This window comes from Marinobacter orientalis, from assembly GCF_004792665.1.
In the GTDB taxonomy this organism is placed as follows: Bacteria; Pseudomonadota; Gammaproteobacteria; order Pseudomonadales; family Oleiphilaceae; genus Marinobacter; species Marinobacter orientalis.
Map to the genome: position 1 here is coordinate 97,120 of NZ_SRZX01000004.1, position 14,667 is coordinate 111,786.

General features: G+C 55.9%; 10 protein-coding genes. 2 read left to right on the forward strand and 8 right to left on the reverse strand.

Annotation, left to right across the window (positions count from 1 at the left end; translation table 11 throughout):
- Positions 1-24 precede the first annotated feature (24 nt).
- The 7 genes from lpdA to sdhC form a co-directional block, all read right to left on the reverse strand.
- Positions 25-1,464: a dihydrolipoyl dehydrogenase gene (gene lpdA, locus DIT72_RS12465; RefSeq protein ID WP_135955577.1), complete on the reverse strand. Its 1,440-nt coding sequence runs from the start codon at positions 1,462-1,464 to the stop codon at positions 25-27.
- Positions 1,465-1,500: 36 nt separating this feature from the next.
- Entirely contained in the window at positions 1,501-2,751 is a 1,251-nt protein-coding gene (odhB, locus tag DIT72_RS12470; protein ID WP_135955578.1) for a 2-oxoglutarate dehydrogenase complex dihydrolipoyllysine-residue succinyltransferase, read from the reverse strand.
- A gap of 25 nt (positions 2,752-2,776) precedes the next feature.
- A complete protein-coding gene (locus tag DIT72_RS12475) occupies positions 2,777-5,614 on the reverse strand; it encodes a 2-oxoglutarate dehydrogenase E1 component (protein ID WP_135955579.1) in 2,838 nt (945 codons plus the stop codon).
- 310 nt (positions 5,615-5,924) lie between these two features.
- Positions 5,925-6,629 carry a succinate dehydrogenase iron-sulfur subunit gene (locus tag DIT72_RS12480; protein ID WP_135955580.1) on the reverse strand — a complete coding sequence of 235 codons (705 nt, stop codon included), beginning with the start codon at positions 6,627-6,629 and terminating at the stop codon, positions 5,925-5,927.
- A 13-nt stretch (positions 6,630-6,642) separates the two neighbouring features.
- Positions 6,643-8,415: a succinate dehydrogenase flavoprotein subunit gene (sdhA, locus tag DIT72_RS12485; RefSeq protein ID WP_135955581.1), complete on the reverse strand. Its 1,773-nt coding sequence runs from the start codon at positions 8,413-8,415 to the stop codon at positions 6,643-6,645.
- Positions 8,416-8,418: 3 nt separating this feature from the next.
- Positions 8,419-8,772, reverse strand: a complete 354-nt coding sequence (gene sdhD / locus DIT72_RS12490; protein WP_135955582.1) for a succinate dehydrogenase, hydrophobic membrane anchor protein — start codon at positions 8,770-8,772, stop codon at positions 8,419-8,421.
- Positions 8,766-9,140, reverse strand: a complete 375-nt coding sequence (gene sdhC / locus DIT72_RS12495) for a succinate dehydrogenase, cytochrome b556 subunit (RefSeq protein WP_135955583.1) — start codon at positions 9,138-9,140, stop codon at positions 8,766-8,768. The genes sdhD and sdhC overlap by 7 nt, the downstream gene beginning before the upstream one ends.
- Before the next feature lie 458 nt (positions 9,141-9,598).
- Here sdhC and gltA point away from each other — a divergent pair, with 458 nt between their 5' ends.
- Both gltA and DIT72_RS12505 read left to right on the forward strand, forming a co-directional pair.
- Entirely contained in the window at positions 9,599-10,873 is a 1,275-nt protein-coding gene (gene gltA, locus DIT72_RS12500; protein WP_135955584.1) for a citrate synthase, read from the forward strand.
- Positions 10,874-10,988: 115 nt separating this feature from the next.
- Positions 10,989-11,864 (forward strand): NAD(P)-dependent oxidoreductase, encoded by an 876-nt coding sequence (locus DIT72_RS12505; RefSeq protein WP_135955585.1) that lies wholly within the window; start codon positions 10,989-10,991, stop codon positions 11,862-11,864.
- Between the two features lie 58 nt (positions 11,865-11,922).
- Here the strand turns inward: DIT72_RS12505 and topA are convergent, their stop codons facing one another.
- Complete coding sequence (gene topA / locus DIT72_RS12510) at positions 11,923-14,559, reverse strand: type I DNA topoisomerase (RefSeq protein WP_135955586.1); 2,637 nt, start codon at positions 14,557-14,559, stop codon at positions 11,923-11,925.
- Positions 14,560-14,667 lie beyond the last annotated feature (108 nt).

The window sequence follows — 14,667 nt, forward strand, 5'->3', positions numbered from 1 at the left end:
GAATTAAAAAATTCCTGGTTTGCGTTACTTCTTTTTCTTGCGGTTGGCGATATGAATGGCACCGCCGGCCACGCCCAAAGCTGCCTCGTGCACGGACTCGGACAGAGTCGGATGTGCAAAGCAGGTCAGGGCCAGATCTTCGGCGCTGGAACCGAACTCCATGGCAATCACGCCCTGGGCAACGATTTCAGAAGCCTGGGGACCAACCACGTGGAACCCGAGGATCCGGTCAGTCTTCGCATCAGCGATAATCTTGACCATGCCGGTTGCCGAGTTCGCTGCCATGGCGCGGCCATTGGCGGCAAACGGGAAGGTACCCACGTTATATTCTTCACCCTCGGCTTTCAGCTGCTCTTCGGTCTTACCAACCCAGGCAACTTCCGGAAAGGTGTAGACCACGTTCGGAATGCAGTCGTAATTCACCTGCGGCTTATGGCCGGCGATACGCTCGGCAACCATAACACCCTCTTCCGACGCTTTGTGCGCCAGCATGGGACCTCGCACCACATCACCGACAGCCCAGACACCCGGAGCTTCTGTCTTGCAATTGTCATCCACAAAAATGAAGCCGCGCTCGTCCATCTGAACACCTGAGTCTTCGGACAACAGGTTGTCGGTATAGGGTCGACGGCCAACAGCCACGATCAGCTTGTCGAACTTGGCTTCCTGCTTACCATTGGAATCCTCATAGCTGACGTTGACCAGTTTGCGCTTCACTTCCGCACCGGTCATACGTGCGCCCAGCACAATGTTGAGGCCCTGTTTCTGGAACTGTTTCAGCGCATCCTTGGCGATCTGCTGGTCAATGGTCGGCAGGAAGGTGTCAACTGCTTCAAGCACCGTTACTTCTGCGCCCAGTCGCGCCCAGACACTGCCAAGCTCCAGCCCGATGATGCCGGCACCGATAACGCCAAGACGCTTGGGCACTTCGGTGAATTCCAGTGCACCCTCAGAGTCAACGATATGCTCACCGTCAAAAGGAGCAGGCGGAATCTGGATGGGCTTGGAACCGGTGGCGATAATAACGTTATCAGCCTCGTAGGTTGTGGCCTTGCCATCCTTGTCCGTCACTTCAACCTTGCGGTTGGCCAGCAACTTGCCGTGACCCTGAATCGACGTTACGCCGTTGGCCTTGAACAGACCGCCGATACCACCGGTGAGCTGGTTCACGATGCCTTCCTTGCGCTCCATCATCTTGCCGATGTCCATCTTGACATCCTTGGCAATGATACCCTGATCCGCAAAGCCGTGGTGCGCTTCCTCGTACTTGTGGGAAATCTCCAGCAATGCCTTGGAGGGGATACAGCCCACATTCAGGCAGGTACCGCCGAGCCGGTGCTTGCCTTCCTTGTCGGTCCACGATTCGATACACGCGGTTTTCAGTCCCAGTTGCGCTGCCTTGATTGCGGCAACATAGCCGCCCGGGCCGGCGCCAATGACGATTACGTCGTACTTGTCAGACATGTTTTATCCCGTTTATCCAATTCGTTAAGTGTCGGCTCAGACGTCCAGCAGAATGCGTGCCGGATCCTCAAGCATTTCCTTGATGGCTACCAGGAACTGTACCGCTTCCTTGCCATCGATCATGCGGTGGTCATAGGAGAGAGCCAGATACATCATCGGCTGGATTTCCACCTTGCCGTTCACCGCCATCGGACGCTCCTGAATCTTGTGCATGCCCAGGATCGCGGTCTGCGGGGGATTCAGAATCGGCGTGGAAATCAATGATCCAAAGATACCACCGTTAGTGATGGTGAACGTGCCACCGGTCATTTCATCGATGCCAAGCTTGCCTTCTTTGGCCTTGGTTCCGTACTCGACGATTTTCTTTTCAATGCCGGCAAGGCCAAGTGCATCGGCGTCACGCACAACAGGCACAACCAGGCCACGGTCGCTTGACACCGCGATACCGATATCCTGGTAGCCATGGTAAACCATGTCGTTACCGTCGATGGACGCATTTACCGCCGGGAAACGTTTCAGCGCTTCGGTAGCGGCCTTGGTGAAGAACGACATGAAGCCGAGTTTGACCCCGTGACGTTTCTCGAAGCTTTCCTTGTACTGCTTGCGCAGTTCCATGACCGGTCCCATGTTCACTTCGTTGAACGTAGTAAGCATGGCGGCAGTTTGCTGCGCATTGACCAGGCGCTTGGCGATGCTGGCCCGCAGCCGGGTCATTGGCACACGCTTTTCAGGGCGCTCGCCGGAGCCCAGGTCGACCTGCGGCATATCGCCGGCGGGCTTCGCTTCCGCAGCTGAAGTGGTACCTGAAGATTTCGCCGTATCTATATGATTCTGAACATCTTCCTTGGTAACACGACCGTCTTTTCCGGTACCTTTAACGGCATCCGGATTGACATTGTTCTCTTCTGCCAGCTTGCGGGCCGCGGGGCTCAGAATGGCTTCGCCGGAGGATCTGGCAGTTTCTTCAGAGGGCTGTTCGGTCGCCTCTTCCTTCTTGCCTTCCTCTTTTCCGCCATCATCCTTGGCAGCAGGCTTTGATTCGCCCGCAGCCCCTTCCTTGAAGGTTCCGACCACTTCACCGCTTTCCACGGTGTCGCCTTCACCCTTTAGTATTTCCTCAATCACACCATCAGCCGGAGCGACCACCTCGAGCACGACCTTGTCGGTTTCAATATCGACAATCAGCTCGTCACGGGAACAGGCTTCGCCGGGCTGCTTGTGCCAGGTCGCGACTGTGCCTTCTGCGACCGACTCTGGGAATACGGGGGCTTTTATTTCAGTTGACATCTCGGGTCCTTAGTTCGGTAGCTCGTCAGATTTCAAACGCGTCGTTAACCAGTTTTTTCTGCTCTTCAATGTGGACGGACATATGCCCACAGGCGGGAGCAGCAGAAGCGTCACGACCCGCATACTGAAGATAAAGTTTGGGGTTGTGGCGATGCAGGGCATTTCTCATGTGATGCTGACTGCTGTACCAGGCACCCTGGTTCATCGGCTCTTCCTGACACCAGACTACGTGCTTGAGCTTGCTGTACTGGCTCAGGAGCTCATCCAGGTCATCCCCGGGGAACGGATACAGTTGCTCGATCCGAACGATCGCGACGTCATGCCGCTCGTCGGCCTTTTTGCGCTCCAGCAGATCAAAATAGACCTTGCCGCTGCACAGGATCAGGCGATCGACCTTCTTCGGATCGGAAAGCTCTTTCTCAGGCAGCACAGTCTTGAAAGTGCCGGATGTCAGATCCTCGAGATCAGAGGTTGCCTCTTTATGCCGCAGCAGACTCTTGGGAGTGATGGCTACCAGCGGCTTACGCAGTGGGCGTTTGACCTGACGTCGAAGCATGTGGAACACCTGCGACGGGGTAGTAGGCACACATACCTGAATATTGTGTTCTGCGGAAAGCTGCAGGAAGCGCTCAAGACGTGCTGAGCTGTGCTCCGGACCCTGCCCTTCGTAGCCGTGGGGCAACAGCAGGGTCAGGCCACACAGGCGCCCCCACTTATGCTCGCCACTGGTCAGGAACTGATCAATGACCACCTGGGCGCCGTTGGCAAAGTCACCAAACTGGGCCTCCCAGACAATCAGACCTTTGGGAGCAGTGGTTGCATAACCATATTCGAATGCCATGACTGCTTCTTCGGACAGCAGGGAGTCGAAAATTTCGAATCTCGGCTGGTCCTCCGCGATATGCTTGAGGGCGGTATGGGTCGCGCCGTCTTTCTGGTTGTGCAGCACAGCGTGGCGGTGAGAGAAGGTACCGCGGCCAACGTCCTGCCCGGTAATACGTATCGGGTGTCCCTCCTCGAGAAGCGTCGCATAGGCCATGATCTCGCCGTAGCCCCAGTTGATGGGCAGGGCGCCGGCCGTCATCTTCTCGCGATCACTCATGATCTTGGAGACCTGGCGCTGCACACTGAAACCTTCCGGTATATGGGTCAGCTTTTTGCCAAGCCTCTGGATTGTCTTCAGGGCGACACTGGACTTGCACTTTGCTGTCCATTCGTGGCCCAGATAGGGGGTCCAGTCTACATAGAGCTCTTTATTGGGCTCTTTGACCAGGGACTTGACCACATGATCGCCCTTGTCCAGTTCGTCGCGATAGTCCAGTTCGAGCTGCTTGGCTTCCTCCTCGGAGATAATCCCGTCTGCCACCAGTTTTTCGGCGTAAAGGTTGCGGGTGGTCGTCAGCTTGCGAATCTTGTCGTACATCACCGGCTGGGTGGCAGCCGGCTCGTCTGCCTCATTGTGGCCACGGCGGCGGTAGCACACCAGGTCAATCACCACGTCGTTCTTGAACTCGTGGCGATAATCCATGGCCATCTGGGTGACAAACATCACGGCTTCGGGGTCGTCCGCGTTCACGTGCAGGATCGGGGCCTGGATCATCTTGGCCACATCGGTGCAGTATTCAGTCGACCGGGCGTCTTCCTGTTTGCTGGTGGTAAAACCAACCTGGTTGTTGATGACGATATGAATGGTACCGCCAACGCCATAGCCCCTGGTCTGGGACATCTGGAAGGTTTCCATGACCACGCCCTGACCTGCAAAGGCTGCGTCACCATGCATGATGATGGGTACACACTGAGTGCCGTTGGGATCTTCACGACGGGTCTGACGGGCGCGAACAGAGCCTACAACCACTGGCGAGACAATCTCCAGATGCGACGGGTTAAAGGCAAGTGCCAGATGGATTTCACCACCTTCGGTCATGACGTTGGATGAGAAACCCTGGTGGTACTTGACGTCACCCGAGCCTGAATCGGCGAGTTTCTTGCCCTCGAATTCATCGAACAGTTCTTTCGGGTTTTTGCCAAGCGTGTTAACCAGGACATTCAGGCGGCCACGATGGGCCATACCCAGCACAATTTCCTTGGCACCGTAGCTGCCCGCCCTCTGGATAAGTTCATCCAGGCAGGGAATCAGGGTCTCACCACCCTCAAGGCCAAAACGTTTCACACCGGGGTAACGGGAACCAAGGTATTTTTCCAGCCCTTCTGCAGCCGTGAGACGCTCAAGAAGGTGCTTGCGGGTGCCGGCTTCGTAATTCGGACGGGAGCGTACGGGTTCCATCCGCTGCTGGAACCAGCGCTTGATCCGCGTATCCACAACATGCATGTACTCGGCGCCAATACTTCCGCAATACGTCTCGCGAAGGCCGCCAACAATATCCCGAAGCTTCATGGTCTCGGAACCGAAGTTCAGGGAACCGGTCTGAAACTCAAGGTCGTAATCCGTTTCGGAAAGCTCATGGAACGAAGGGTCGAGATCTTCAACCTGAGGACGTTTCCAGACCCCCAGGGGATCAAGCTTTGCTTCCTGATGGCCGCGGAAACGAAAGGCGTTGATCAGCTGGAGCACACGAATCTGCTTCCTGTCTGCATCAGACGTTGCGCTGGCAGGTACACCGCCGGTGGCAAGAAAACGCTGATTGCGGGAAATGTGCTCAAACTGCTGGCGTATAGATGAATGATCTATATCGCGGCCTTTGTAGCCATCCACACTGGGAAGTTTATCGAAATAGCTGCGCCATTCTTCGGGAATGGCATTGGGGTCTTTCAGGTAGGTTTCGAAAAGCTGTTCAACATAGGCAAGATTGCCACCTTGAAGGTGGGAAGTCTGCCATAACTGCTCCATTATGCTTTCGTGCATTTTGAATAGCTCACCTTGGGCTGGTGCGGGGAGCTGGCAATGGTCGGCCAGGGGTATATCTGAGTCAATACGGGTTTTTACGGGATCGACTGTGGCCACCACATCCAACCAGGATGTTTTCCGTTCCCCGGTGGTTATTATACTCAGCAAAGCCACAGGGGGAACCTTATAGGTTCCCGCCACGGCCTGCATAGTGTGCACCCTGCTAAGACCTTTGACTATAAGCCTTTGGTTGAAGGGCCCGCATCGTTGCGGGCCCTTCCAGGTGCCAAACGTGTCAGCACAGTATAGCGTCTGTTCCAGATTCTGCTTATGTTGCCCGCTGAAGCAGAAGATTGCGGATGTGGCCGATTGCCCTTGTCGGGTTCAGGCCTTTAGGACATACGCTGACACAGTTCATGATGCCACGGCAGCGGAATACGCTGAACGGGTCGTCAAGATTGGCAAGCCGCTCTGCCTGGGCGGTATCACGGCTGTCCGCTAAAAAGCGGTAGGCCTGGAGCAGGCCCGCCGGACCAATGAACTTTTCCGGATTCCACCAGAATGACGGGCAAGCCGTGGAACAGCATGCACAGAGAATACACTCATACAGACCATCCAGTTTTTCCCGGTCTTCCGGAGACTGATACCGCTCAATGGCAGGTGCCGGGTTATCGTTAAGCAGGTACGGCATCACCTTTTCATACTGCTTGTAGAACAGGCTCATGTCGACTACCAGGTCGCGGATAACCGGCAGGCCGGGCAGCGGGCGCAGCACCAGCTTGTTATCCTTGACAACTTCTGACATCGGGGTAATGCAGGCAAGACCGTTCTTGCCATTCATGTTCATGCCATCAGAGCCACAAACACCCTCACGGCAGGAGCGACGATAAGCCATTGACGGATCGCGCTCCTTGATCAGGTTGAGCACATCAAGGACCATCAGATCCTTGCCTTCCGGCACCTCAACCTCCACGTCCTGCATGTAGGGCGCGTTGTCGGTCTCCGGGTTATAGCGATAAAGGCTCACTAACATTTGGACGTCCCCTTTAGTAAGTCCGGATCTTCGGCTCGAACGTGTCCACTGTCTTCGGTGCGAAATTTACAGCACGCTTGCCGACACGCTTGTCTACCGGGTAATACATGGAGTGTTTGAGCCAGTTCTCATCGTCCCGCTCGGTAAAGTCGTTGCGGGCGTGAGCACCGCGACTTTCCTTACGCTCGAACGCGGAAATGGCAGTTGCCAGAGCCACTTCAAAAAGATTGTCAAGCTCGAGCGCTTCGATACGGGCGGTGTTAAAAGCGCTGCTGGTATCAGCCAGCTTGGTATTGCGCACACGCTCTCCAATCGCCTCCAGCTTCTTCAGGCCCTCTTCCATGCTCTTGCCGTCACGGAAAACACCAAAGTACAGCTGCATGCAGCTCTGCAGGTCTTTGCGAACCTCGGCCACGCTTTCCCCTTCCGATGCACTGTTGAGGCGGTCAAGGCGAGCCATGGCATTTTTGATGTCCTGCTCACTGGCATCATCGACTTCAAAACCGCCACGAAGCTGTTCTTCAATGTGCAGGCCAGCAGCGCGACCGAATACCACCAGGTCAAGCAGCGAGTTGCCACCAAGACGGTTGGCGCCGTGTACGGACACGCAGGCCGCTTCACCACAGGCGAACAGACCGGGAATCGGCTTGTCGTTACCGCTTTCGTCCTGGGTCAGAGCCTGACCACCAACGTTCGTGGGAATGCCGCCCATCATATAGTGGCAGGTCGGAACCACGGGGACCGGCTCTTTCACCGGGTCTACGTGCGCAAACGTACGGGAAAGCTCACAGATACCCGGCAGACGCAGATTCAGTGTTTCTTCACCCAGATGATCCAGCTTCAGCAGAACATGGTCCTTTTCGGGTCCACAGCCGCGGCCCTCAAGGATCTCGATAACCATTGCCCGCGCGACGACGTCACGGCCGGCCAGGTCTTTCGCATTAGGAGCATATCGCTCCATGAAACGTTCGCCCTCGGAATTGATCAGATAACCACCCTCACCCCGACAACCTTCGGTTACCAGCGTACCGGCACCATGGATACCGGTAGGATGGAACTGCCACATCTCCATATCCTGCATCGGGAATCCGGCCCGCAGCGCCATGCCAATGCCGTCACCGGTATTGATCAGGGCATTAGTGGTGGAAGCATAGATACGACCCGCGCCGCCGGTCGCCAGAACCGTAGCCTTGGACTTGATGTAAGCCACTTCTCCGGTTTCGATTTCAATGGCAACAACGCCAACCACTTCGTCTTTACTGTTCTTGACCAGATCAACCGCGTACCACTCGTTCAGAAAGGTGGTACCGCCTTTCAGGTTTGCCTGGTAAAGGGTGTGCAACAGAGCGTGACCGGTGCGGTCCGCAGCAGCACAGGTACGCGCCGCCTGAGTGGGGTTGTCCGGGCCCTTGGACTGGCCACCGAACGGACGCTGATAAATGCGGCCCTGCTCGGTGCGGGAAAACGGCAGGCCCATATGCTCGAGCTCGAAGACCGCCTGCGGGCCTACCGAACACATGTATTCAACGGCATCCTGGTCCGCAATATAATCGGAGCCTTTTACCGTGTCGTACATGTGCCAACGCCAATCGTCGTTGGGATCAGCACTGGCGATGGCACAGGTGATGCCGCCCTGCGCAGACACTGTGTGGGAACGTGTCGGGAATACCTTGGTGATACACGCTGTGTTAACGCCGGACTCGGTCAGCTGAAGGGCGGCACGCATACCGGCACCGCCACCACCGATAACAATCGCGTCGTAAGACATGGTCTTGATATTAGCCATTAATTAAAGCCCCCAAAGAATCTGAATGCCCCAGACCACATACACGAACATCGTCAAACCGCACAGCGCCTGAACCAGGAACCGGGGCAGCGTCGCCTTGATGTAATCCGTTGTTACTGTCCAGAGCCCTACCCAGGCGTGCGCGCCGATTGACAGCAGGGCAAGCAGGGTAAAGATACGGAACCAGGTCTGATCAAAAAGTCCCGACCAGGTCTCGTAATTGACGTCGGACGTCAACATGAAACCGAACAGGAAAATTGTATACAGAGCAAGTACGTAGGCGGTAACGCGCTGGATCATCCAGTCGAATACGCCGCTGCGGCCGAGGTTTGTAACACTGTCTACACTGTTCACCATACCCAGACTCCTGCAAGAAGGATGAGAATAACGGAAATCACGATTGTGGCTTTCGCCGCGAGCCGGCCACTTTCCAGCTCTTCGCCGATGCCCATATCCATCAGCAGGTGCTTGATGCCCGCAACCAGGTGATACAGCAAGGCAGACAGAATGCCCCAGGTAATCAGCTTCGCGAGGAAGCTGTCCAGCAATCCATTAACACGGCTGAAGCCCTCTTCCCCCGAAAGGGAAAGCTGAAGTCCGTACAGCATGAATGCAACACCCACGAAAATGATGATGCCACTGATGCGATGCAATATGGACGTAATGGCTGGCAGCGGAAAATGGAACTTGCTGAGATCGAGATTTACTGGTCGTTTGCTATTCACAGCGCTCTCACACTCTCTCTTGGTTCCGCGGAGCCGGCAAAACCGGATGCGGATGGTTGGTATGTAAGGATCATTGTGCTGAACGAATCCTGCACACGATTGGCTAAGGAGGGAGAAAAACCGGCAGGCGCTCTTTTAGTGTCTGGCGCTGCGGCCTGGTATATCCCCGATTCCGGGATACGGATTATAAGGAGTACCCCTGCCAATTACAAACGCGCAACCTCGCCAGAGCCCGTTAAATCAGGGCCTGACACTCGCTATATAGATCATTGACAAATTCGATTTATGCCCGTGGAAGGGCGCATTCCGGCTTTCCCTGATTTACAGCGAATGTCAAATAAAGGGTTTTATTGGCTCCTCCATTGACAAAAAAAGCCAACGCCCTATATTTTGCCGCCAGTTTTGCGATAATACGCGCCTTTCTAGCGTATCCAAATCCTGATAAATAGGAGAGCACCATGACCGACAGGAAAGCCACGCTTTCGGTGGGTGACAAGTCCATCGAGCTACCAGTGTACTCGGGCACCGTCGGCCCTGACGTCATCGACGTGAGAAGCCTGGTCCAGGAAGGCGTATTTACCTACGACCCCGGATTTGTATCCACCGCGGCCTGTGAATCCCAGATCACCTACATTGACGGTGCCAACGGTGTTCTACTGCACCGCGGCTACCCGATTGAGGAACTGGCCGAAAACTCCGACTACCTTGAAGTCTGCTACCTGCTGCTCAATGGTGAGCTGCCCACGGCTGAAGAAAACACGCATTTCCACGACACCATCAAAAACCACACGATGCTTCATGACCAGATGCGCAACTTCTACCAGGGCTTCCGCCGGGACGCGCATCCCATGGCCATCATGTGCGGCGTCGTTGGAGCGCTTTCGGCTTTCTACCACGACCAGATGGATGTCGCCAACGTCGAGCAGAGGGAAATCACTGCCCACCGGCTGATTGCCAAGATGCCGACTATTGCAGCCTGGAGCTACAAGTACAGTGTTGGCCAGCCGTTCGTCTATCCGCGCAACGACCTGACCTACGCCGAGAATTTCCTGCAGATGCTGTTCGGTGTCCCCTGTGAGGAGTACAAACCGAACCCGATCCTGGCAAAAGCCATGGACAAGATTTTCATCCTGCACGCAGATCACGAACAGAACGCCTCCACCTCCACAGTTCGCCTGGCAGGCTCTACCGGCGCCAACCCCTATGCGTGTATCGCCTCCGGCATTGCTGCACTCTGGGGCCCGGCTCACGGCGGCGCCAATGAAGCCGTTCTGGATATGCTGGCGGAGATCGGCGACGAGGCCAACATTGAGAAGTTTATTGCCAAGGCCAAGGACAAGGACGATCCGTTCCGCCTGATGGGCTTTGGCCATCGGGTTTATAAAAACTTTGACCCGCGCGCCAAGGTTATGGCGGAAACCGCACATGAAGTGCTGACCGAACTTGGCCTGGAAAATGACCCGCTGCTGAAAATTGCCCAGCGACTGGAAAAAATCGCATTGGAAGATGACTATTTCGTCGAGCGCAAGCTCTACCCGAATGTGGACTTCTACTCCGGCCTGATCCTCAAGGCGATCGGTATTCCAACATCCATGTTCACCGTAATCTTCGCCCTCTCCCGCACCATTGGCTGGTTCTCCCACTGGAACGAAATGGTCAGTGGCGATTACCGTATCGGTCGTCCGCGGCAGCTGTACACCGGTAAAGAAGCCCGGAAATACCCAAAAAAATAGATAAAAATGGATATCGGATCAGGGCCGCTGCATAGCGGCCTTTTTTGTGTCAGCTCATTCTGTAATGATTGAGGCTGTTTTCCCCAACAATAACCAATTTCCGGAGACAGATTTTATGAGCGTAACCGCTGCATTCATCGGACTGGGCATTATGGGCTACCCCATGGCCGGTCACCTGGCAGCCGCCGGCATCGACGTACAGGTCTGGAACCGTAGTGCCGGAAAATCAGCGGCCTGGGCCGACAAATATGCGGGCAAAGCCTGCGACTCCATCGCCAGCACTGTTATCGACGCCGACTTCGTATTCACCTGTGTTGGCGCTGACCACGATCTTGTTGAAGTGTTCGAGGGCGCTGACGGCATCATCGCCAACGCAAAGCCCGGCGCTATTCTGGTGGATCATACAACAGCCTCTGCCGGCATAGCGGAACAACTGGCCCAACTTGCCAGAGCGCGCAATCTGGAGTTTATTGACGCTCCGGTTTCCGGCGGTCAGCAGGGAGCCGAGAAGGGACAGCTCACCATCATGTGCGGCGGAGAGCCCGAGGCATTTTCGCAAGCAAGGCCTCTGATGGAACACTACTCAAAAGCCCTGAACCTGATGGGCCCGGTTGGCAGCGGCCAGAAAACCAAGATGGTAAACCAGATTGCCATAGCCGGCCTTGTTCAAGGGCTGTCCGAGGCGCTTCACTTCGCAGAACAGGCGGAGCTGGATGTGCGCAAGGTGGTGGACGTCATCTCGAAGGGTGCTGCCCAGTCATGGCAGATGGAAAACCGCTCCGGCACGATGATTGACGGAGAGTTCGAACACGGCTTTGCGGTTGACTGGATGCGTAAAGACCTGGCGATCTGCCTGGAGGAAGCGCGCAAGAATGGTGCCCGGATTCCCGTTGCGGCGCTGGTGGACCAGTTTTATGGAGATGTCCAGCAGATGGGCGGCAAACGCTGGGATACGTCCTCCCTGATCCAGCGGCTGAGGAAGAAGGGGTAGCCCCATTTCCCCCGGCCCCTCTCCCGCGAGGGGAGAGGGGAACCAGGCGCCTGCTCCACTACTTTTCTTTCGGCTGCCACTTCCCGTTCACATACCAGGCAGACCAGCCGGTCGCCTTGCCGTCTTTCTCCGACATGACGTACTGTTCCTTGGTCTTCCGGCTGTAGCGGATAACGGTAGGATTACCCTCCGGATCCCGCTCGGGCGCCTTCATCAGAAATTCGTACTTGGGATCAATTTCCTCACGATGGGGCTTGATCTCCATCACCAGTGGTGGACGTGTTTCCCGGTTCTTGGGAAACTTGCTGGCAGCCAGGAACAACCCTGAAGCCCCGTCACGAAGCACATAGGTGTCATCAACCTTCTCGCACTTGAGTTCCGGCATGGGCACCGGATCCATCTTGGGGGGTGCTGGCTCACCGCTCTTCAGCAGCTTGCGTGTGTTTTTGCAGTCGGGGTTGGTACAACCGAAATACTTGCCAAAACGGCCAGTCTTCAGCTGCATTTCAGAGCCACATTTGTCGCACTCCAGTGTCGGCCCCTCATAGCCCTTGATACGGAAAGTGCCCTTCTCCACTTCGTACCCGGAGCAATCGGGATTGTTGCCACACACATGCAATTTGCGGGTCTCGTCCACCAAATAGCTGTCCATGGCAGTTCCGCACTTCGGGCAGCGGCGTTTTTTGCGCAGCAGGCGGCTTTCGCCCTCACCTTCCACATCCTCATCGGCGCTGACCACCTCGTCGCCCGACACCAGATTGATGGTGGTCTTGCAACGTTCCTTCGGCGGCAGCGAATAACCGGAACATCCCAGGAACACGCCGGTACTGGCCACGCGAATCTGCATCGGGCGACCACAGCTCGGGCACGGAATGTCGGTTTCTGTCGGGGTATTGGCCCGCATACCGCCATCTTCACTGCTCTCGGCCTTTTCCAGCTGCTGCCGGAACCGGCTGTAGAAATCGTTCAGCACCTTTTTCCAGTCAACTTCCCCGTTGGCTATCTCATCCAGCTCATCTTCCATCCTGGCGGTGAAGTCAAAATCCATCAGGTTCGGGAAAGATTCAGACAGGCGCTCGGTGACGATCTCGCCCATTTTCTCTGCGTAGAACCGGCGGTTCTGAAGACGAACGTATCCGCGGTCCTGGATGGTGGAGATAATCGAAGCGTAAGTTGAAGGCCGGCCAATGCCCTGCTTTTCCAGCTCCTTGACCAGGCTGGCTTCGGTATAGCGCGGAGCCGGTTTGGTGAAGTGCTGGCTGGGATCAAGTTTCTTCAGCTCCAGTGTTTCATTAACCTGGATGTCGGGTAACGCAATATCCTCGTCCTTTTTGCCCGACTGGGGCGCCACCTTGAGAAAGCCCTCGAACTTGATGATACGGCCGCGGGTGCGGAGCTCGTAATCGCCGTTAGCGACCACAATCGACGTACTCAGGAACTCGGCATCGGCCATCTGGCAGGCGATGAACTGGCGCCAGATCAGGTCATACAGCTTCTCAGCGTCTTTCTCCAGACCGCTGATATCCGCCGGCCTGCGGCCAACGTCTGTCGGACGAATCGCCTCGTGGGCCTCCTGGGCGCCCTCCTTGCTGCCATAGACCCTCGGGTTCTCCGGCAGGAACTTTTCACCAAACTGTTTTTTGACAAACTCCCGACAGCTGGTCACTGCATCCTGACTGAGGTTGGTAGAGTCAGTACGCATGTACGTAATGAAACCTGCTTCGTAGAGGCGCTGGGCCAGCATCATGGTTTTCTTGACGCTGAAGCCCATCCGGTTACTTGCGGCCTGCTGCAGGGTGGAGGTTATAAAAGGTGCCGATGGCCGCGATCTGGTCGGTTTGTCTTCACGTTTGGCAACCCTGAAAGTACCCGCTTTCAGGCGCTCAACATGCTCAGTACTCTGTGCCTCATTGACCGGACGGTAGGCTTTGTCGTGGTAACGGGTGACCTCGAAACGAACCGGCTGTTCGGCCTGCTTTGAGGCAAGGTCAGCATGTAGCTGCCAGAATTCTTCGGGGATGAACCTGCGAATTTCCCGCTCACGCTCAACGATCAGCCTGACCGCCACTGACTGAACCCTGCCAGCGGAAAGACCCCGGGCAATCTTGGCCCACAGCAACGGGGACACCATATAACCGACAACGCGGTCGAGGAAACGGCGGGCCTGCTGGGCATTAACACGGTCAGTATCCAGATCACCGGGGTCGTTGAAAGCCTCCTGGATGGCACGCTTGGTAATCTCGTTGAACACCACGCGGCGATACTTTTCAGGTTCACCACCGATTGTTTGCTGAAGGTGCCAGGCAATTGCTTCACCTTCACGGTCCAGATCCGTTGCCAGATAGATGTGATCAGCGGATTTCGCCAGGCGTTTCAGTTCACTGACCACCTTTTCCTTGCCGGGAAGTATCTCGTAGCGGGCGCTCCAGTCGTGGTCCGGGTCTACGCCCATGCGTGCAACCAGCTGCTCCCTGGATTTGCGCTTTTTGTGAGCCGCCTTTTCGTCCGGGCTCATCTTGCGGGTGAGCGCAGCCTGCCTCGCGCGCTCTTTCGGATCCGAGGTTGAGCCGCTGCCACTGACTGGCAGGTCACGAATATGACCAACGCTCGACTTCACAATAAAGTCGGAGCCCAGGTATTTGTTGATGGTCTTCGCTTTCGCTGGCGACTCGACAATAACGAGACTTTTACCCATATCGGAGATCTGTGTCCTTGGCGATAATTCGGTTAAAAAATCAGCAAACCGTAAACTCGCTGTAAAATCAGTCGGCTAGAAAACGCTCCATAGCCGCCACATTGGTAT